At 31.2% G+C, this 20,953-nt stretch carries 24 protein-coding genes and 1 tRNA gene; 3 read left to right on the top strand and 22 right to left on the bottom strand.

Annotation, left to right across the window (positions count from 1 at the left end):
• On the top strand, window positions 1-573 hold the full coding sequence (locus ACKTTC_RS00125; RefSeq protein ID WP_408037224.1) for a phosphatase PAP2 family protein: 573 nt from the start codon (window positions 1-3) through the stop codon (window positions 571-573).
• 5 nt (window positions 574-578) lie between these two features.
• Here the strand turns inward: ACKTTC_RS00125 and ACKTTC_RS00120 are convergent, their stop codons facing one another.
• The 17 genes from ACKTTC_RS00120 to ACKTTC_RS00040 all read right to left on the bottom strand — a co-directional run bounded on the left by ACKTTC_RS00120 (window position 579) and on the right by ACKTTC_RS00040 (window position 14,008).
• Entirely contained in the window at window positions 579-980 is a 402-nt protein-coding gene (locus ACKTTC_RS00120; protein ID WP_408037223.1) for an exonuclease domain-containing protein, read from the bottom strand.
• A 12-nt stretch (window positions 981-992) separates the two neighbouring features.
• Entirely contained in the window at window positions 993-1,127 is a 135-nt protein-coding gene (locus tag ACKTTC_RS00115) for a hypothetical protein (RefSeq protein ID WP_408037222.1), read from the bottom strand.
• A gap of 7 nt (window positions 1,128-1,134) precedes the next feature.
• On the bottom strand, window positions 1,135-2,889 hold the full coding sequence (locus tag ACKTTC_RS00110; RefSeq protein WP_408037221.1) for a hypothetical protein: 1,755 nt from the start codon (window positions 2,887-2,889) through the stop codon (window positions 1,135-1,137).
• A 190-nt stretch (window positions 2,890-3,079) separates the two neighbouring features.
• Window positions 3,080-3,198, bottom strand: a tRNA-OTHER gene (locus ACKTTC_RS00105).
• Window positions 3,199-3,383: 185 nt separating this feature from the next.
• Window positions 3,384-3,893: a tetratricopeptide repeat protein gene (locus ACKTTC_RS00100; protein ID WP_408037220.1), complete on the bottom strand. Its 510-nt coding sequence runs from the start codon at window positions 3,891-3,893 to the stop codon at window positions 3,384-3,386.
• Between the two features lie 78 nt (window positions 3,894-3,971).
• Window positions 3,972-4,667, bottom strand: a complete 696-nt coding sequence (gene prfH, locus ACKTTC_RS00095) for a peptide chain release factor H (protein ID WP_408037219.1) — start codon at window positions 4,665-4,667, stop codon at window positions 3,972-3,974.
• Between the two features lie 121 nt (window positions 4,668-4,788).
• A complete protein-coding gene (locus ACKTTC_RS00090; RefSeq protein WP_408037218.1) occupies window positions 4,789-5,331 on the bottom strand; it encodes a hypothetical protein in 543 nt (180 codons plus the stop codon).
• A gap of 187 nt (window positions 5,332-5,518) precedes the next feature.
• Window positions 5,519-6,910: an RtcB family protein gene (locus tag ACKTTC_RS00085; RefSeq protein WP_408037217.1), complete on the bottom strand. Its 1,392-nt coding sequence runs from the start codon at window positions 6,908-6,910 to the stop codon at window positions 5,519-5,521.
• A complete protein-coding gene (locus tag ACKTTC_RS00080) occupies window positions 6,895-7,593 on the bottom strand; it encodes a hypothetical protein (RefSeq protein WP_408037216.1) in 699 nt (232 codons plus the stop codon). The genes ACKTTC_RS00085 and ACKTTC_RS00080 overlap by 16 nt, the downstream gene beginning before the upstream one ends.
• 759 nt (window positions 7,594-8,352) lie before the next feature.
• Window positions 8,353-8,565, bottom strand: a complete 213-nt coding sequence (locus ACKTTC_RS00075) for a hypothetical protein (protein ID WP_408037215.1) — start codon at window positions 8,563-8,565, stop codon at window positions 8,353-8,355.
• Between the two features lie 9 nt (window positions 8,566-8,574).
• Window positions 8,575-8,940: a hypothetical protein gene (locus ACKTTC_RS00070; RefSeq protein WP_408037214.1), complete on the bottom strand. Its 366-nt coding sequence runs from the start codon at window positions 8,938-8,940 to the stop codon at window positions 8,575-8,577.
• An 84-nt stretch (window positions 8,941-9,024) separates the two neighbouring features.
• Window positions 9,025-9,693 carry a hypothetical protein gene (locus tag ACKTTC_RS00065; protein WP_408037213.1) on the bottom strand — a complete coding sequence of 223 codons (669 nt, stop codon included), beginning with the start codon at window positions 9,691-9,693 and terminating at the stop codon, window positions 9,025-9,027.
• Window positions 9,694-9,926: 233 nt separating this feature from the next.
• A complete protein-coding gene (locus tag ACKTTC_RS00060) occupies window positions 9,927-10,628 on the bottom strand; it encodes a DUF434 domain-containing protein (RefSeq protein WP_408037212.1) in 702 nt (233 codons plus the stop codon).
• A gap of 9 nt (window positions 10,629-10,637) precedes the next feature.
• Window positions 10,638-11,279: a hypothetical protein gene (locus ACKTTC_RS00055; RefSeq protein WP_408037211.1), complete on the bottom strand. Its 642-nt coding sequence runs from the start codon at window positions 11,277-11,279 to the stop codon at window positions 10,638-10,640.
• A gap of 12 nt (window positions 11,280-11,291) precedes the next feature.
• On the bottom strand, window positions 11,292-11,894 hold the full coding sequence (locus tag ACKTTC_RS00050) for a hypothetical protein (RefSeq protein WP_408037210.1): 603 nt from the start codon (window positions 11,892-11,894) through the stop codon (window positions 11,292-11,294).
• Window positions 11,895-11,945: 51 nt separating this feature from the next.
• Window positions 11,946-13,337, bottom strand: a complete 1,392-nt coding sequence (locus ACKTTC_RS00045) for an RtcB family protein (protein WP_408037209.1) — start codon at window positions 13,335-13,337, stop codon at window positions 11,946-11,948.
• 374 nt (window positions 13,338-13,711) lie between these two features.
• Window positions 13,712-14,008 (bottom strand): hypothetical protein, encoded by a 297-nt coding sequence (locus ACKTTC_RS00040; protein WP_408037208.1) that lies wholly within the window; start codon window positions 14,006-14,008, stop codon window positions 13,712-13,714.
• Between the two features lie 37 nt (window positions 14,009-14,045).
• Between ACKTTC_RS00040 and ACKTTC_RS00035 the strand changes: the two genes are divergently transcribed.
• Window positions 14,046-14,744 carry an HD domain-containing protein gene (locus tag ACKTTC_RS00035; RefSeq protein WP_408037207.1) on the top strand — a complete coding sequence of 233 codons (699 nt, stop codon included), beginning with the start codon at window positions 14,046-14,048 and terminating at the stop codon, window positions 14,742-14,744.
• Window positions 14,745-15,773, top strand: coding sequence for a helix-turn-helix transcriptional regulator (locus tag ACKTTC_RS00030; RefSeq protein ID WP_408037206.1), 1,029 nt, complete (start codon window positions 14,745-14,747; stop codon window positions 15,771-15,773). It begins immediately after the preceding gene.
• A gap of 128 nt (window positions 15,774-15,901) precedes the next feature.
• On the opposite strand, the gene ACKTTC_RS00025 is transcribed toward ACKTTC_RS00030, so the two are convergent.
• The 5 genes from ACKTTC_RS00025 to ACKTTC_RS00005 form a co-directional block, all read right to left on the bottom strand.
• On the bottom strand, window positions 15,902-16,285 hold the full coding sequence (locus ACKTTC_RS00025; RefSeq protein ID WP_408037205.1) for a YHS domain-containing (seleno)protein: 384 nt from the start codon (window positions 16,283-16,285) through the stop codon (window positions 15,902-15,904).
• Window positions 16,286-16,298: 13 nt separating this feature from the next.
• Window positions 16,299-18,248, bottom strand: coding sequence for a thiamine pyrophosphate-dependent enzyme (locus ACKTTC_RS00020; RefSeq protein ID WP_408037204.1), 1,950 nt, complete (start codon window positions 18,246-18,248; stop codon window positions 16,299-16,301).
• A 17-nt stretch (window positions 18,249-18,265) separates the two neighbouring features.
• Entirely contained in the window at window positions 18,266-18,643 is a 378-nt protein-coding gene (locus tag ACKTTC_RS00015) for a hypothetical protein (RefSeq protein ID WP_408037202.1), read from the bottom strand.
• A gap of 278 nt (window positions 18,644-18,921) precedes the next feature.
• A complete protein-coding gene (locus ACKTTC_RS00010; protein ID WP_408037201.1) occupies window positions 18,922-19,680 on the bottom strand; it encodes a flavodoxin family protein in 759 nt (252 codons plus the stop codon).
• Between the two features lie 67 nt (window positions 19,681-19,747).
• Complete coding sequence (locus ACKTTC_RS00005; protein WP_408037200.1) at window positions 19,748-20,428, bottom strand: Crp/Fnr family transcriptional regulator; 681 nt, start codon at window positions 20,426-20,428, stop codon at window positions 19,748-19,750.
• Between the last annotated feature and the right edge of the window lie 525 nt (window positions 20,429-20,953).

The following is a 20,953-nucleotide window of genomic DNA, read 5'->3' as shown; positions in this document are numbered from 1 at the left end:
ATGAAAAATACATTCATAATAGTACTCTTTTTGGGATTGCTTGCTTTTAATAATCAAGCAGTTTTTTCGCAACAAACATTGACTCCTTCTGAGAATTTTCACAAAACATCTGGTGATGTTCTTGTTGGCTTACTTCCTGCGTTGGCTTTAGGATCAACATTTATTTGGAAAGATGGCCAAAAAGGAACACTTCAGTTTTCAAAATCGTTTGTTAGTACCGTTGCAATAACTTGGGGCTTAAAACTATTAATTGAAAAAGAGCGTCCAAATGGTGAAAGCTTGAATAGTTTTCCGTCTGGACATACCTCTATTTCTTTTGCTAGTGCGGCTTTTATTCAAAAACGTTACGGTTGGAAATATGGTGCTCCTGCCTATGTTTTAGCTGGATATGTTGGTTATTCTCGTATAGAAGCTAACAAACATGATATTTGGGACGTAATTGCTGGAGCAATTATTGGTACCGGAATGAGTTATTTATTTACCAAACCTTATGATACAAAAAGCAACTTAAACATCTCTTCTGGTTTTTTAGACAATACACCTACCTTACGAATTACCTACACAATTAAATAAAATAGTTACGCTTTATTACGTAAACACCAATCTAATACCTTTGCAATGTTTTTTGCATCGTCTACACCTCTGTGATGTGTTCCTTCTAAAGGAATATTCAGCATATGTAAAGCTCCTTTCATTCCTACTCGTTTAGAAATTCCTTTTACTTTTGAGAACAATTCTTTTACATTAATGTGTTCTTGCGATAATGGGTATTCTACTCCTCTAATTTTGCATTGATTCTTAATCATTTTTAAATCGTAGGCTCCATAACTCGCCCAAGCATACTCTTTAGCGTTATATTCTTCTCTTAATTTGGTACAAGCTTCTTCAAAAGAAATTCCTTCTGTATTTAATTGTTCTTGAGTAATGGTTGTAAGTTCTGTACAAAACGGACTTACTTTAGATCGTTCTGGTTGTACCAAAATCCCTTGATTTTAGGTTATTGCTCCTGTATCAGTATGTAAAACACTAATACCAAATTCTATGATCTCACTTACTTGATCTGATGGAATCTTCCCATTCCAACAGGTTGCTTCTATATCTATTACTATAATTTTATTCTTATTCATTTCTGTTTTAATTAAAAAGCTTAATAAAGCTATCTTTTTCTAATGTTTCTAAAGAAAAATTGTGTGTTGATTCTTCTATTTTATTAACTAACTCAGCACCTAATAAGTTTACAATAGTTCTAAATGATAATGCATTGTTCCATTGTTGATATAATGCTTTTGTAGCCAAGTTAGAAACTTCAGCTGTTCCAGATACATTTGCATGACCGGCTCCAAAATTTAATAAAACAAAAGATTGTTCTTTTTCACCAGGCAATAACATTCCAATTATAGATTGTTTTTGAACTGATGTACATTTTACCTCTGCAAATAGGTTATTTGGATTCATCATATAATCTTTGGTGATTTTATCTCCTTTACCGATTATTATTTTGAAGTCACAACTGGCAGATCCTGAGAAAACATTTAAATTTACCAAGGTAGGAGCGTTTAATCCATTATTTGCATACAAGTATTCAACAGCACCAAAGGGAGCTGATGTAATATCACCCGAATACATTAAACTACCTTTATTTTGATTATAACTAGCATTCCATCCTACTTTACCTCCAATATTTACCCCAGATAGATCCAAATCTCTTGCTCCCCAAGAATCTTCCCAATAAATACCTACAGCTAGTTTATCACCATAGAATCGTGTACCTGTAGGAATATTACCAACAAACATTTTTTCCGAGGTAGGTAATGCATATTCAATATCCTCAGGCAAAAACAATTTCTTATCTGTAAAATCAAGTCTGTTTTTTAAATATGCTAGAATAAAATTAAAATTCATTTCACTTGCATATGAAAAATAACCAGGCTTAACCCAAGATTTTCCATTTCTAACCCTGTACAAAAAAGTATCTTGTCCATTTTTTCTACTATAACAAGCACTTAATGCCTTAAATAAGGCAAAAGGGGTTGCATTATCTAACCAATGGATATCATTTTCTGTTAATAAAGAAAATGTTACTTCATTCAATGGATTTGTTACAAGAGGTTTGTGAAACTTCTTAGATAATTTACTTATTCTATTAATAGTTTTAGGAGCTTTAGTTTTATAAGCTAAAAACAAAGGTTTAAACCTATTAAATATTTCTGCTAACTTTTCTAAACCAAATTTATTAAACGCAGCTGATGGATTGTATTTACTATTTTTAATCTCTTCAATTAATTCATCATTCTTAATTAATAAAGTCGAGTTAGTAGTTCTATAAATGGTATATCTAAAAAACTCTACAACATTCTCAGGATAAACTTGATACAGCTCTGCAATTTTAACGATTGCTTCTTTATTTTTAATATTCTCTTTCCCTGTGAATTCATAACCTAAATGATCCGTCAAAATAGATAAGACATCATCTATTGTTTCCTCTTTTAATGCAATTCCTGATTGTAACAAAGACAAACATTTCTTAATTAATTCTTGTTTAGTATAAGCTTTAACAACTTTATAAGTTAATTTGACATCAGGTACTTCTGTTATTTCATTAGGTATATAGATTTCACTCTTAAAATCACTACCATACGTAGAGAGGTAATGTTTTATCTGTTCTAGCAATAAATCATGGCGAGTCAACCTCTTAATTTTTTTCCAAGACTTATGGAAAGTTTTATTTAATTCATTTCCTGATAACTTTTCTTTCTCATAGTAATCAATAATTAAATCTTTTGCCCAAAGAGCCTCTTTCTCAATTATCACTCCATTATCTAAGATTAATGGTTCAGATTTATATGCTTCTTTTGCAATTACTGCATTAAATAATTTTAACGTTTTCAATTTTCATAGTGTTTATAAATGAGATGTATTTATAATAAATAGGAACACCTTTTACCTAAAGAAAAGACGGAGAGTAATATTTAGAAGCTTTGTCTATCAAATAAAAAAGGAACCCTCTTGTGTCTTTCTATTCTGACGGGAAGTATTGTTTTCGAGTCAATATATAGGAACTTCCTTTGTCAGTAATTTGTAGTTCGGACAGGACTCGAACCTGCGACCTATAGATAAAAATATAGGAACTATTTTTGCCTTTTTCATAGCGAATAGTATAATGGAGTCTATCGCTCTATCCAACTGAGCTACCGAACTATTTTAATGAACTTTTTTAATTTGCCTCATCATAATCCAATTATTATGATGAGGCTTTTTCTTTTTCTACTTTCGCTTTTTCAAGCTTTTTTCTTCCTCTTTTTCATAATTACACTGCAAATATTCAATCCTATTACGCATTCTTTTTGCGTAGTTGGAATTATTTTTTCTTTTTCTTTTCTTTTTTACCTTTTTCTTTCTTTTTCTTTCTTTTTCTTAGGCAATTTGCTTTTTATACGTGCTTTTTCTTCATCTATTACATACAGATAATTACTATTACAGGTATGAATTCTAGCTTGTTTTAATACTGTCAAAGCTTTTTTATATTCTTGTTTTTGTTCTAATAATTGAGCTTTTCCTACATATAAAACTGCCTTGTCTGATCCTTTTATTGTTAAAGCAAAATCAATTAATTTTTCAGCTTCTTTTAGATCTTCATTCCATAACAAAACTTTTATATAATGTGGATACACTTGAAATGCATGAATGTCTTCTGCTAAAACTTCTGTAAAATATTCCTTAGCTTTTTCATAATCTTTTAAAGACTCAGCGTATACACGTCCCATTAAACATAAAGCGGTTGTATTTTTTTCATCGTATGCCAATGCATAGGTCAACGCTTCTATGGTTTCTTCTAAATCATACGGAAACGCATCTAATGCTTTAAATATGTAATTATTCGATAGTGTTTTCATTTTTTTAATTCTTAATAACCGTCATTTCGAGTGCTCCCTTCGACCTAGCTCAGGGAACACCTTCAATGATGACCATGTTTATTCTAATTCTTTTCTTAGCTCATTTTTTAATTGACCTCTTTTTCTTTTATAATTCTTCTTTTTCTGTTTTTGAATTTTAAAATTGGTTCCAGTAAATATTTGTACTGGATTTCCTCTTTTTAAATTCAAATGATTTTCCCATTCTTGTTGTACTGTTTCTTCTAATTGTTTCAAATGATGAGTTGTTACTTGCTCTTTTAATCGCTGTATTGCTATTTTTTTATTTTGATGTTGCGATCTACTTTCTGAAACTAATACTTGAATTCCACTAGGTACATGTTTTGCTCTTACTGCCGAGCTCACTTTATTTACATGTTGTCCTCCTGGGCCTGAACTCCGAATTGCTTGAAACTCGATGTCTTTTTCATGTATAATTTCTTTTGTTTTTTTCTCTAATTCAAAACAACCGATAAACCAGTTTTTTCGTTTGTGGTGTTTTCTGAATGTAGATGTTCCAATCCATTGGATGGTGCCTATCCATTCTTTTAAAAATAAGTCGAGTTGTTTTCCTTTTAATTGGATGGTAACAGATTGTACTGTTCCGTTTTCATTTCCATTTTCTTTATGGATAATAGTATACTTCAACTTATTTTCTACTACTTTGTTAATGAACATTTTTAATATTTTGGCAACTACCCAACTACATTCTACAGGGCCACGACCTGCGGTAAATTGAATTGTTTTTATTTCCATGTTATTTTTTGCAGCTGTCAGTTCGAGATATTTTATCGAGAACTATATTTTTACTTCTCTATACAAAACTATTCATCATTTTATTCTGAATATTTTCACTCGAAGTGACAATAAAAAGCTGCTATGGTATTTTTGACAACAATGGATTACCTACTGGATTTTCTCCTGTTTTTAATAGTTTAGTTACTGCTTTTACGGCCCAACATGCATCACTTGAATGAATGTTGTTATAAAAGCTTAATAGCATTTCTGGTTTTACTACATTCCAACCATTTACTTGGATACTTTCTACAGTATTTGATTCGAAAAAATCGATGGTTACTCGTACTTGTTTTCCTGTTGGTAACCATTCTATTTTTTCATACCTTCTAAAGTTTTCGTTGCTTGGCATATGATCGTAGCGTGTCCACACTTTTTCAAAGCCTTCGTCTAAAAGCGTTTGCATTACTACTCCTACATTTTTCGGATTCACAAAAATGTCTATGTCTTTATGATCGTGTGCATGTTTAAATTCTTTATGGTTCATTTCTGACATAAAGTGCCATGCCCATCCTCCAGATACAATAACCCATTGTTTTAGTTTTTTTAATATTTTTAGTCCTAATGTTACTCGGTAACTAGGCCATAGTTCTCCGTACCTTTTTATGTTATGTGTTGTTTTCATAGTTTTTTAATACAATGAGTTGAAACTCATTATTTTTTTATGTTGTTTATCATTTCACTTTATTGCATTCATCGTGATGATGGTTTTCTTTTGATTTCGACGGAGCTCAATCGCCAGAAAAAAATTACTCGAACTGACGAGTTATTGTTGATAATTGTTCAACTTCGACAGGCTCAGTCTCCAAGGTTTACCTATCCATGCGAACGATTTTTGGTGTAAATGTTCCTACAACGTCTACCAATTCTTGTTGGTTGGCCATTACTTTTTTAATGTTTTTATAAGCCATTGGTGCTTCGTCTACACCTCCTCCAATCAAGCTTACATCGTTCATATTTAATTGATGCTTGATATCACTTTTTGTAAATTTTTCTTTACACTTTCTTCTCGAATGTTTTCTTCCTGCTCCGTGCGATGCCGATTGTAAACTTTCTTCGTTTCCTAAGCCTCGAACAATGTATCCTGGTGCTGTCATAGATCCCGGAATAATTCCTAATGTTCCTTTACTAGCTGGTGTTGCTCCTTTTCTATGTACAATTCTTTCAACTCCATTTACTTGTTCTTTCCAAGCAAAATTGTGATGGTTTTCAATCATTGCTACTGCCTTTACACCTAACAACTTCGTAATTCGTTTATGAATATTATCGTGACATGCTTTTGCATAATCTCCTGCTAAATTCATTGCCATCCAATATTCTTGTCCGTCGTGCGTATCTAAATCTAGCCATGCTAAATGTTGTACGTTTTTTGGTAACGGGCATTGTTTACTTGCCAAATACGTATAGTGTTTTGCAATATTGGCTCCCAATCCTCTCGATCCACTGTGTGATAATAGCCCAACATATTCTCCGACAGGTAATTGAAATTCATTGTTATCATCGGTAATGGTTACAATTCCAAATTCTACAAAATGATTACCTCCTCCTGAGGTTCCTAATTGATTATAGGCTTTGGTTTTCAATCTTTTTACCAATGGTATGTCTTGAAATTCACTTCTGCTAAATATTTCATGATCTTGTTTTTTATCATGTGTTTCATACATTCCAAACTTGGTATGTTCTTTCAAAATATTTTCCATTTGATGTTGCTTCCCTTTTATATAGGATGCTTTCATTGGATAAATACTTAGCGCCATTCTACAACCAATATCTACTCCTACTCCGTATGGAATTACAGCATTTTCTGTTGCTAAAACACCTCCTATGGGCAAACCGTATCCCGAGTGTGCATCTGGCATTAATGCGCCTTGCACCGCTATTGGTAATTTTAAAGCGTCGTATAATTGATACTTTGCTTGTTCATCAATTTCGTTTTCTCCGTATATTGAAAACGGAGCTCTTGTGTTCCGTAATTGATGCATTTTAATTTCTACTGGTTTGGTTAAACCTTCTGCAACTTTCCCCCAAATCGCATTTCCTTGATATTTTTCTGGATGAAGCAGTACGTCTTTTGCTTCTTCTAAAATGCGATCTTTCTTTTCCTTTTTTCTGTATCGGTTAATTTGCCCTAAGGCGATGTTTATGCTATTGTTTTTTGGAAATCCTAAATTAATTAGGTCTTTTCCTTTTAATTTCTTTCCCATGTTACTTTCCCATTTAGAACTTCTTCTATCGAATATTTTTTTAAAGCTTTTAATTGTTTTTTCGCTTTAAGTTTATCTTTTTTAAAATCAAATGTAGTCCAATAGTCTTTATTACTATTCCAACCACAGAGTTTTATATTTGCTTCGTAGTATCCTTCTTTTAATAATTTATTATCTAGTAAAGCATCTTCACTTTCTAAAACTGGATCAATTCTCTTTGAGTGTGTTACATAAGCTCTTGTATATTTTATACGATATGCATTTTTAGGAATTCGTACATAAAATCTTTTTCTAAGTTTTTTATCCCTAGTTCTGTACGAATACACTGTGCACATTTTTTGTGCTTTGTAACTTAATCGGTTAAATTGACGTTTACTTATTGTTGGAAAATTTTTATAGATCTGATATTTTGAAATTTGACGAAACCATTGTTTATCAGCTTCATCTTTAGTTCTTCCCCAAAATTTCTTTTCTATAACATCGTATAATTCAAGAATGTGTTCTTTGTTCTTGTATCGATCTACATTTTGAGTTATAACAATCTCTTTAAACCAACCATGTCGAATCGGTTTTTTAAGTTTTATATAACCTAAACTTTTCTTTTGTTCCCAAATTTGACGTTGTCTTTTCCAGATACCACGAACTTCTTTAAGCCTTTTCGACTTTTTATGTTCTGGTTTCAATTGTTCTCCTATTAAACGTTACTTTGTTTGTTTCGGAAATGGTAAATAAACTAAACGGAATTGTGTAGTATTAAAAATCCGAAACTTTGTGTTGGCTTCGGACTTTTCATATAATAAACTAACTTTTTTCTATTTATATATGAAGTCACGAAGCGAATGTGCTAAAGAGCCTTGCCCTTTTGTTACACTGATGTTTATTCTTAAATCGAACATGTTTTACTTCGTTTTTAAATGTTATGTTTTAATTGCTTCTTTTCTTTTATGGTAACCAGACTCCCCTAGTTATTATAATAAAGTAATTAAAACGAATCTTTTGTTTTGCTTTTTATACGCTAACAATGTTTTGTATAAAATTGCCGGTGCAAATATGTAAGCCTTTTTTGTACTGTGCAAATATTTTTAAGAATTATTTTCCTGATTTTCAGTGGTTTAAATAAATCTAGAGATAAGAAATTCCTGTCCGAATTTCTTCAGATTATTAACCTATTGGTTTTGAGTCATGTAGTACTTGCAACTCTTTTTTCAATGGCTTGAAAATTTTTCATAAAAAAAGCGTCCAAATTTTAGTTTTTGGACGCTTTCTTTTGATTTTATACTACAATAACCTATTTGTAAGAGCATAGAAATCGCTTTTGAGCGTCCATAATGTCTTTAAATTGCTTTAGCATAGGTTCTATTTTGTTTTATTGTATTAATATTTCCAGGGCAAATATGGTATTTTAATTTGATTTTGCCTATTAGATTGATTTTAAATTATTGTTATTTACACAGTTCTTCTGCTACTTTCTTAACTTTTCCATACTCAATATTTTTTATTAGTTTCATTAAAACATCTTTTACCTTCCCGAATTCTTGGTTTGAAAACTGAGATGAGGCTATAGAATAGATAAAGTTTTCTGTTATTCTAGAAATGAATACTTGTTTGTCTACTTTTACTGCTGATTGAAGTTTCTTTTTAAAACCCTCTGGCAAATCAAAAGACTATAATACTGCCTTTTTCCCATCTTTTAATTCAACTGGCTCTAACTTTAGTTGTAATTTTTCTTTATACACTCCACTTAAATATTCTACTTCATTTACAATATAAGTAGCTAATATTTCTAAATCTTTTTTTCCTTTTGTTGGAATGGTATTCTTATTAATTAATAGGGTTTGAATAGGAAAATCATTAAGAGTAAATACACGTTTATTCTCTGTTTCTTTTATTTCCCCTTGTATTTTTATATAAGAATGAAAATCGTTTTCAGTTTGGTATAAAAAACTCAATTTTTTATTACACTTTATAATTTCTTGTGTATAGCCTATTTTAATAATTGTAAAACAAATGAGTATTAATATTTTTTTCATTCTTTTATATAATATTTTTATTCCTAATAATTTTTCCAATATTAAAATATTATTATTCATTTCTATAAAGATTTATTTTGTTTTTTAACCTATAAAAGGCTCTACAAATCCTATAAATTCTAAATTACTTTTTTTCCAACGTGCGCCATGTCCTGAGGCAATTCGTACTTCGTAAATGAATTCGTGTTTATAATGGTAAAATACATTCCACCAGGTGGTGTTTTCTAGTAATTGGATTATTAATTGTTGTACATGTGTTTCTTTTTGTTTTGGATTTCCTTTGACAGTTCCCCAGAAACTTTGTGTACTACGTTCTGCATGTTTTTCAAAGGCTCTCACCGCTTTACTTATTTGTGTATTATGCGCTACAAAGCTTGCTTTAAATACGTTTGTATGCAATGGTGGTAATGCCTCTATGCTTCTTACTGTTGCTGGAGTAACTCGTTGTCCTAATATGATTAAGAAATCGCTTATAGTTGTTTTTTCAATTGCTGTGATAACATTATTTGTATTATTTTGTACTAAACATTGAAATTTCATGAAAGCTTCTGGTCGGTCTATTTCTTGTTCTTCTTCGAATGCTGGTAGTTCCAGTGTTTTTAAAAAGTGTTTTTCTGTAAAGTAACCATGCAAATTTTTAGCTGCTTTTTGTAAATGTTCGTCTTTACATGCTATTAAATAATGGGATCTATTTTCTTTTCGATAGTGCTGCTGTAATTGTTGGAGTTGGTGGTATATTTTTTCTTGTTTCATTTTTTAACCTGTAATTTTTCTTGATAACTATACATAGTGAGATCGTGTTTTCATTTCGATTTCGACACAACTCAATCTCTATAGAATCTTATCTCTTCCTTCTATTATAATCAGGGAACACTATAATTAATCACTTTTATAAAAAAATTAAACTCTCTTTCTTTGTCTTGACACAAAGAAACAAAAGCCAAGACGCAACAGATAAATTTCATAAATCTTCTTTAACGAATACATTAACAAGTCACTAAATATTTGTAATCATGAGGTATGACTGCTGCTATAAAGTTAAACCATGTGTTTACTCTGTCGAGAATCCAAGCATCTGAGGTAATTGCTACCGCTGTGCTATTTGCTATGAGTTTATCTGGATTGTTTTCTAAAAGTACTTCCCAATTGTAATTATGTATTGCTGCAAATTCTAGTAGTTTTGTTTTCATTCGTCCACTATTAGAAACTGGTTTATCAAATACCCAAATTACTTTGCTTACTTCTTGCATTGTTAAGAAACTTCCTACCATTTGTATGGCTTCTTCTGTTTGATTCACACTTTTATAGGTTCCGTGTAAAGAGGATAAATCTCGAAAGGCTCCATCTTTTCCTTCAAATAAATAAGCTTGGGACAACATACTTTCTAACAAAATAATCAGATTGAATCCATCTATAATTATTTCTTTTCCTTTTAGTTTTTCCTTTGTTAATTGTTTGGCTTTTCGGTTAGCGACTGCTGTTCTTCCTGCAGCCATTCCTTTTATAGCTTGCTGTTGACGTTTGTTTAGTTTGTATCGATGTCCTACCAACTCACATGACGATGCTTCTCCATATCCTCTTTCTAATAAAAAGGACATATCAGCAACAGCTTCTTTCATTTTTCGTTGCATAAATACTTGTCCAAATAACTTATCGTCTGATCCTTCTTTTCCTCTGTTTTTAGGCATTTGTTTAGTTTATCGTATTCCTAAAATTCCTTTTATGATATTTAATGTAGCTGTAAATAAACTAACTGGTTCTTTCTCGTAAAACTCTATTTGGTTATTTCTAGCGTATACTTTAGTTTCTTCTTCTAAAACATTATCTTTTATGAATTCATATAAAAACGTATCCCAATCTTCCTTTTCTCTATTTATCTCAAACCAATTCAGTACTTTCTCACAATGTTCTTGCGTTTTTCTAATAATTATATCTTTTTTCATGAGACTATAACCATTTTCTATAGCATCGTATCTCGTATTTAAAAAATAAAATTGATAAATTATATCCAACTCATAAGAATTATCAACATACAAACTGGCGAAAAACTGTAAGAAGTAAAATGTTTCCTGTTCTCCATTCTTCTTAAGAAATTCTAAACAGTTTTCATAAATTTTTAGACTTAGTAATTCTTCTTCTGAATACGAATTAAGAACTAATTTCTTTAGATTTTCCTTAAAGCTTTCTGATTTGTAATTGATACTTATTAAATCGAATAATAAAGACTTACTATCAATTATTTTATCATCTACTAATCCGTAAATAACCCCTTCAAAAGTGTTTACATCTATTTTATTTATTAAAAGTTCGTATGCTTTTTGCTTAATTTCTTGATTCATTCTTTTTCATTTTTAATCTGTGGTAGAAGCAATTATTCCTATAAATTGATTTTTCTCATAGGAATATACTGTCCAATAAAATTCTCCCCACCATTCTTTTCCTAAATCAAAATAGCTTGAAAAAGCTGTACTCCATTCATAAATCTCTAAAAAATTAAAGTTCCCTAATAATTCAGAAAAAAACTCAAAGAAAAAATCACCTTCTTCTTTTACTGTATCTCTAAACCTAAGTGTATAAGGTGTATGGAAAAATGCATATCCTAAACCTCCATTTGTATATGTTACAGATACTTCTTCATGTATATCATGTTTATAAAATTTATTCCATTTATTGTTTTTACCTCTTAAAATAATTTGTTTTTTTTCAATATCAACCAGATTACCAAAAAAATCATTTAATGAAACTTTTCTTCCTGATTCAATAAATTCTTTTTTATTCTCTTCATTTAACAAATCATTTTCTACTGTACAAAGCGCTACTTCTGAATGAATTTCTTGGTGCGTTAAATCCGTATTTTCATCAATCTTAAAAGCTTTGAACTCCATACAGCCTCCAGCAACATCAAATTCTAATAACATTTCATCTAACCTACTCGTAAATCCTATTTCTTCCATATTCTTTTTTAAACCTCACGGATTTTAAAAACCTGTGAGGTTTATTGTAAACTACTTTCTATTTCTCTTTTTATCTTGCCTTTTACGAATTCTCCAAGGTGCATTTTTTTGCCAGTCTCCTGCCATAATACATCCGTATGGTAGTACTTCGTCAATAACTTCTCCTAAACCAAATTCTTCCATTTGATTTCTAACAGTTTCCGCATTTTTATATGCCGATGGTAATTCTGTAATATCAATTTCATTAGAGAAGAATCGTACATCTAAACCTTTAGTTTCTGCTTCAAAAATTTCTTCAAACGTTCCTATTTTACTTTTTCTATGTTGTGTTCTACTAATATTTCTTCCTGCTCCGTGTGGTGCAAATCCTAAATTAGTCTCAGTGGTTTTTCCTTTTACAATTAATACAGGTTCACTCATATTTAAAGGAATTAATCGAGGCCCTGTAATATCTGGCATAAACTTAGGATCTAACGGCGTTGCTCCTTTTGCATGATAGAACAAATCCCCATCTTTAAACACAAAATTATGTTCGTTCCAAAATCTGTTTTCTTTCTCTATTCCTAACTTTTCTAAGGTCGCATCGTGTAATACTTCATGGTTCTTTTTTGTCCACTTTCTTATTATTTGTAAAGCTTCCCAGTATGTTTTTCCTTCTTCTGTTTCATAAGGAATCCATGCATTATGTTTTAAGGTTTCTGGCGATAATTCTTTTCTGAATCGTTCTGCTACTTTCATTCCTTTTGTATACAAATTTGCACCAAATCCTCTACTTCCATGATGTGTGACCAACATGGTATTTCCTGTTGCTTTAGATTTCCCTACAAATAAAAAATGGTTTCCATCTCCTTGTGTTCCTAAATGACTTCTCGCCGCAGCAATACTTTTTTGGTCATTTAAGAATTCATTTCCTTCTATTTCTTCTAGTAAGTCCATTGGGAATCTAAACTGATTTTCTCTTGACCTTCCTCCATACCCAAAATGTGTAATGCTATGTGCTGCATCTAACACTTCTTTTGGGTCTGCTTTTCCAAAATCGGTTAACATTACAGAACAACAAATATCCGCGCTATGCATTCCAGGGTGAATTGCATTCTTTGCCACTGCCACTCCTCCTACTGGAATTGTTCCTTTCCCTCCTGTTGGACAAGCATCTGGCATTACAGCTCCATTTACTAATGTTGGTGTTTTCATTAATACTTTCATAGAAGTAACTACTGAATTCACATTCACTTCTTCCAATTCATTTTCAGCTTTAATATTTATACTGAATTTTGCTGCATTTTCTAGCAATGGAATTTCTGGAGCCGGTCTAAATTGCTCCAAATATTCCAAAACTTCTGTTTTACTTAAATCTCTTGAGTTTACATATTCCATAGCTTCAGGAAACCACTTCCCAGATTTAAAACCGATTTCGATTAACATTTTTCCGTTGATTTTCATTTTCTTTAATTTTTAATTGAATATCCGTATCAAATCATAATTAAGTTTTTAACGTCATTCCGAATTTACTTGTGCTGAACTTGTTTCAGTATTTCGGAATCTCATAATCTTATTAAATAATAATTTGGGATGAGAACCTTAAACAAATTCAGGTTGACGTTTGTTACTTATTATATATTACGAATAATCATAATTTTTAATTAGTTCTTTTTCTGTTCATAGCTTTTTCCCACTCAAACGACGTTTTTTCTTAATCATGGTACAAATATTTAGTTTTATTACGCAATCTTTTTGCGTAACAAAAATTATTTTTAAAAAATTGGCTTATTTTCTTAGAAAGAGAAGTCTATAAACAAAAAAAGTGCTTATTAGCACTACTTAATTGGTAAAATTTCTATGACTTTACCATACACATTTTTCGTCCATCCATTCAGATGTCCACGATTATTACCTATTAGTAATCCTCGTTTTTCATTTTTGCCTTTTACCAAATGTGTAAAGCAATTTCCTCTTACTTTACAAAAAACAATATCTCCAGCTTCGCAATCTTGCCACTTTACTGGCTTTAAAACAACGGGTTGTTTTGATTTTAAAATAGGTAACATAGAGTTCCCTGGTTCTTTAGAGATAATTGTTTCTCCATTCAATAGCTTTTGAATTTTCCAATTCATAATCATTAGTATTTAATATTAATTCAAAGACTATTGTTTGATAAAAAATAAAGAACGAATGACTTATGTAGTCGATGTAAAATTAGTTTTTATTTTTGTAAAGCAATCATTTACCTTAAAAAAATTGACTTTAGAAAATCGTTTTAAAAATTTAATTAGGCTTTATACAACAGATTCTGATGTAATTTCTCGTTTATGGGAACAGCTGTATGTAAGATACACTGAAAAGCATAGAACTTACCACAACCTTCAACATTTAAAGGAATTGTTTGGTTATTACGATACTTATATAGGCGAGCTATCGCAACCTAACCTTGTCGCTTTTTCTATTTTCTATCATGATATTATCTATAATATTTGGAAAAAAGATAATGAAGAAAAAAGTGCTAAAGTTGCTTTACAAAGTTTAGCGACTATTATATCAAGATCAGAACTCAATATTATTAATGAACAGATTATTGCTACCAAAACACATGAAAGTAATTTTTCTGACACGCAATTTTTAATCGATTTTGATTTGGCTATTCTTGGTCAATCAACAGCAGTTTACCAACAATATGCAACACTAATTCGTACAGAATATAAACTTGTTCCTGATTTTCTTTACTATAAAGGAAGGAAAAAAGTTTTACAACATTTTATAGATAAACCATTTATTTATAAAACCGAAGTTTTTATTAACCTTTATGAAAAAGCTGCGAAAAAGAATTTGGTAGAAGAATTAAATCAATTATAAATGGCTTCAAATAAAAATGCTTTAATCCGTTATAAAACCATCGACCAATGCTTGCGAAATACGATGCGACGCTGGACTTTAGATGATTTAATAGATGCTTGTTCTGATGCTTTGTATGAGTACGAAGGAAAAGATGTTTATGTAAGTAAACGTACTGTACAGTTGGATATTCAAATGATGCGTAGTGATAAGTTAGGTTATAATGCACCTATTGAAGTATACCAACGAAAATATTATCGATATGCTGAAGAAGGTTATTCTATTATGAATATTCCTGTTACAGAGAATGATGTAAAAGTTATGAATGATGCCATTCAAGTACTACGTCAGTTTAAAGACTTTTCGCTGTTTAAAGAAATGGATGGTGTGCTACAACGTTTAGAAGATTCGGTATACTCTTCTCAAAAAAACAATCGTGCAATTATTCATCTAGATAAAAATGAACAGTTAAAAGGATTGCATTTTATTGATCCATTATACAATGCTATACAAAAGAAAAAAGCAATTAAGATTACTTATCAATCTTTTAAAGCACGTCAAGCTTCTGATATGATTGTACATCCGCAATTGATAAAGGAATATAATAATCGTTGGTTTTTATTGGCTTATGTAAAAGGAAAGGATATTACATTGGCATTAGATCGTATGAGTGCTGTTAGTATTGTTGAGGAAGTATTATATATAGATTATGAAATTGATGGAGATGAATTTTATAAAGATGTTGTAGGTGCTACCGTTGCTAACACTAGAGCACAACGTATACAATTTTGGATTGAAAAGCAACATGCTCCTTATGTGATTACCAAACCTTTTCATAAATCGCAACGTTTAATTAAACGAACAGAAGATGGTGTTATCTTCAATATTTTTGTAAAAATGAATTTTGAATTGGAACGCTTAATCCTAGGATATGGTGATACGATTGAAATTTTAAAACCTGAAAAATTAAGAAATCAAATTCAGCGCAAATTACGTAAGGCTCAAAAAAGATATCAAGAGTCTGAAAACATCAATAAAGAAAGGAATTAACATCTACTTTGAGAAAAGATATTAGGTTTTACAAGGGACTGAAGTCCCTTGGTTAAAAAAAACCTTTCGGTTTATCTCTAATATTTTAGATTACCGAAAGGCCATTTTTAAATACTACTTCACTAGTTTTATGTATTCCTCCTCTCCCATGCTTTATCGGCTAGTGCTCTTTTTGTAGTAGGTGCTTTTACCCACTGACGTTTTGCATCTATAATTCCGAAAAGCAATCGTGTGAAAAAGTATAATCTTCCGTCTCGTACTTCCCAACTTTTAGGGTTAGGATCTACTTCTTTGTCTTCTGACATTGCAATGGCGCAAAAGCCACCGTATTGAGGCGCATATTTTTCAGGATTTGCTTCAAATAATTCTTTATTTTCTAATGATGAAAAAAGAAACTTCCCTCCACTATACTCTGCTGTATATTCTTTGTGTCCTTTTTTGGGTTTACCATTAAAGAAAGAAACAACATCATACCCTTTGGCAGCAATCCCGTCTTTTAAATTCAATTTCATGTATAAATTCTAATTATATAAGTGTTGCGTCTGTTATAATTTCTAATAAAGCTGGTCCTTCGTGTGCTTTTAACTTTTCTAATGCTGGAATTAATTCTTCTCTCTTCGTTACTCTAATTCCTAAAGCGCCGCAATTTTCAGCATATTTAGCAAAGCTTACATTGTGTAAATTGGTTTCCCATACATCTAATTCTGCTGCTCTTTGTTCTTTAGATATTTTTCCTAATTCTGAATTATTTAAAAGTACGTGTTTGATGTTCATATTGTACTTTACTAAAGTCATCATTTCTCCTAAATACTGACCAAATCCTCCATCTCCAGAAACAGACCATATTGGTCTTTCATGTCCTTGCGCAGCCCATGCTCCCATAGCTGCAGGTAAAGAAAACCCTATAGACCCTAAATATCCTGACATTAAGATTGATTGATGTTTTGGTTCGAAATAACGTCCAAAAGAATAGGTGTTATTTCCTACATCTACTGCAATTACTGCATTTTCTGGAACTACTTGATTCATCGCATCAAAAACAGCAATAGAACTCAATCCAATTTCACTTTCGTCTTCTAACCTACTTGCTTTTTCTTCTTTCCAAATAGCCCACCTTTTAGCAATTTCTTCTCTACGATCTACTGTATCTATAGCTCCTTCAGTTTGCTCTTCTATTAAAGCTAATGTTTCGGAAATTTCTCCCCATAAAGCCGCATCAATTTTATGGAACTTACTTAATGCTGTAGGGTCGTAATCTACTTGAATAATTGGTTTCTTAGGTGTAATTCCTGTATGATTAGAGAACGATGCTCCAAATACAATTAACAAATCACTTTCATTCATAAACCAAGATGCAATAGGTGTTCCACTTCTACCTAATACACCACAACCTAGTTCATGTGCATCAGAAATCAATCCTTTTCCTTTAAAGGTTGTTATTACAGGACATTTTAATTTTTCTGCATATGCAATAATTGCATCCATTTGAAAACGTGCTCCATTTCCTACAATAATCGCTGGCTTTTTAGATGCTTTAATCATTTCTACCGCTTTCGCTACCATTTGTTTTGGTGGAGAAATATTCATTGGCGTAATTCGTCCTTCTGGTGTTTGAGCTTCTTCATTTTCTGGTTTTGGTGAAAAAGCAACTTCATCTGGAAATGTAATATGTGAAACACTCTTGTTTAACAAAGCACTCTTAATAGCCAAACTCATTAATTCACTATGCTTAGAATTATGATATACGGCATGGTTAAAATCTGCAACGGCTTGGAACGCTTTTACTAAGTCTACTTCCTGAAAAGCTCCTGTTCCCATTACTTGTGTATTTACTTGACCAGAAAAGGCTAACAACGGAACTCTATCTACTTTAGCATCCCACATTCCTGTAAACATATTCGTAGATCCTGGTCCTGCAATTCCAAAACATGCTGCTGGCTTTCCTGTTAACTTACCATAAGCAGATGCTGCAAAAGCTGCTGCTCCTTCGTGTCTAATTCCGAAAAAGCGTAGGTTTCCTTTTTCTTCCTCACGCATAAAAGCATCTGCAACTCCAAGGTTTGAATGTCCTACCATTCCAAATACAGCTTTTAAACCCCAGTTTACTGCAGTTTGTATCATTACATCTGAAATCGTATCGTGATGAGCTTCTTCTTCTGGTACTCCTACATAAATAGCATCTCCTTCTTCTTTTACCTCAAATGTTTGTACACCATCATCATACCCTCCTGGAGGCATTCCTGTACATGGATCAAAATCCCAACCGTGCCAAGGGCAACGTAACTTTCCATTTTCTATAGATCCTTCTCCTAAAGGACCTCCTTGATGTGGACATCTATTGTCTAACGCTGAAAATTTACCTTCATAATGTGTTAAACAAATTCCATGATGACCTGCTGTTACTGTTTGTACTCTTCCTTCTGGCAAGGCTGCCTTATTATCGAGTACTTTATACCATTTTGTTAGTTTTTTCATGTGTGTAGGTATCTGAATTATGTGTTGTCTGATTTTTTAAATTGATCTTGTCGTATACTTACTGCTTTGTAAGAATATCCTATTAGAAAACAAATTCCTGTGAGCATAAATAAAATTCCAAGTATGCTGGTATATGAAGCTATTTTAGCATGAAGTTCTAAACCTCCTATTAATCCAGAAACTGCTAAACAGGCTATTGATAAATAGAAAAAAATCATGGTTCTATTTAATGTTTTTAACTGTAACAATTTTCGATCAACAATTGATGTTTTTACAGTTGTACTCATCATAAGTCCATGTATTTCATTACTTAAAGTGAGCATTAGATTAGATGTAGATAGAATGAGTAATCCTATACCGGGTACTATTGTTATAGGTAAATACCAGTTATGCATGCTTGTGTTAGCTATATATTGCTATTGATTTTCTAAAGAATTCGCAGTCTTTTTCGACCACTTAAATTATGTCTCTTATCAAGATTTTGACCTTTAAAAACTTATTAGTTTTTTAATTTCTTGTGTAGTCTTTTTTTCGTTTATGAAGTAAATAAATACATCATTTTAGAAAATTGTTAGTTTAAAAAGGAAAGTATTTTGTCTTATAAGTTCTACAACGTAAAGATTTTAGAACACTTCATATTTCAAACTGATAAAATATGAAGTGTAATTTCTTTTTATCTTTTGTGTTCAGGGCTATCGAAACCTGCTTTACAACCTGCTTCCCATTCGTCTGGCTGGTTTCCGTGTGCTGGAATTCCACCTTGATCTTTTAACATTCTTGCCAAGTGTAGTGTATTCCAAGTAAGGAAAGTTGTGTTTCTGTTTGTAAAATCATTTTCTGGACCTCCAGAACCTTCATCCATGTATGACGGACCTGGACCAGCTTCTCCCATCCATCCAGCATCTGCTTGTGGTGGTACTGTATATCCAATGTGCGATAATGAGAATAAGATGTTCATTGCACAGTGTTTTACACCATCTTCATTTCCAGTAATTAGCGTAGCTCCAACTTTACCATAGTCTCTATATTGTCCTTTTTCGTTAAAGTTATGTGTATATCCATACATACGTTCTAAAACTCTATTACATACAGATGATTTTTCTCCTAACCAAACTGATGTACATAAAATAAGAATATCACAGGCATCTATTTCCTTTTGAATTTGTGGCCAATCGTCTCTATCCCATTCTGGTGTTTTAGACATATCTAATCCTAAACCTGCTGGTATTACATAATCTACTGGGCGTATAATTTTAGTTGTTGCTCCGTTAGCTTCAAAAATTCGTTGAGACACCTTTATTAAACCTTCAGTATGTGATAATACAGGTGTTCTGTTTAACGTACAATTTAAGAAAAGTACTTTCAGATCATCGTATTTTGCTGGCGCAGTATCACAATGATGTTTCATTTTGTTTGCTAATTGTTTCGTCATGATATGATTTTTAAGGTTTATAAAATTTTATGTTTATTATTTTTTAATCAGCTTTATCTACAAATTATTAAACCATGTTTTCAACTAATGCTTTCTTATTAGTAGAAATATATTGTGTGTCGTAATTAATAATTCCCTGTTTTCGTAGATTACTCATCACATTGTTCACTGTTTGTCTTGAAGTATTGGTTAAATTTGCTATTTCAGCGTGCGATAATAGGTTTTTGGCTTGTAGGATATCTCCCTCGATTTCTTCTCCTAATTCTGATATATAATCAAATACAAATTCTTTTATACGAGTAGTACTGTCTTTATATAACAAATCATTTAAACGTCGTTCTAATTTCTTAATTCTAAGTCCATAGATTTTTAAGATTCCATTTTTAAGAGATTTATGCTTTTGCATTAACTCCTCCATTTGATTAGCCTCTATGTAACATACAATACTATCTTCTAGTGCGTATGCTGCTTCTAAATTCTTTCCTTGCTCATATAAAGCTAATTCACCAAAAATATTACCCCGTTTAACAATATATTTTACAGTATTAGTTTCTGTGTTTACTATTTTAATTGTTCCTTTTTTTAAGAAAAAAATTTTCTTTTCATTACTATTTTCTAATTCAATTTTTTCTCCTTTATCAATGGTATCCATTTCAAGAATTTCACAAATTCTCATCATAGTAAGAGCACCTAACTTTTTAAATAGATTGAACCCTTCCAGAAACCAATATTTTGTATAGTTTTTCAAACAGATATTAATTTTACAGTAAAATTAATTATTCAAAGTCATCGGTTATAGTATTAATTTTTAAAAAGTTACTTTACCCGACACTTTAAATTATTTATTCCTGCATCTATGTCTCTTTGACGTATTATTTCTCTTCACATTACTTACTTTTTTAATTTATTTAAAAAACAAGTGAAAACACTATAAAAAGTATTGTTTTATAGCTAAATAAATGAGGAAATATTAAAATTAAATCTTTTTAGTATAGAAGCTATTTAACTTACAAACTCTTTCAATTATAAATTATTGAACAAAGTTTTTCGTGGCTTAATTAAACGATTTAAGCGCTTTTATAAGCTCAGTGAATATAGATTATAAAACTTAGTATTTCTTTTCTTAAATAAGCTTTAAAGGAAGTATTTGAAGTTTGTGATGATTCTCTTTTAGTAAGAGTATTCTGAAGGCATTTTAGTTTTTATGGAAGTTTTGTAAACAAAAAAACCACATACTAATGTTTAGTATATGGTTTTGTTTAAAAGAAAGGCG

The organism is Tenacibaculum amylolyticum, assembly GCF_964511145.1.
Lineage (GTDB): Bacteria > Bacteroidota > Bacteroidia > Flavobacteriales > Flavobacteriaceae > Polaribacter > Polaribacter amylolyticum.
The sequence above is the reverse complement of the archived record's forward strand: the minus strand, read 5'-3'. Positions and strand labels throughout refer to the sequence as shown.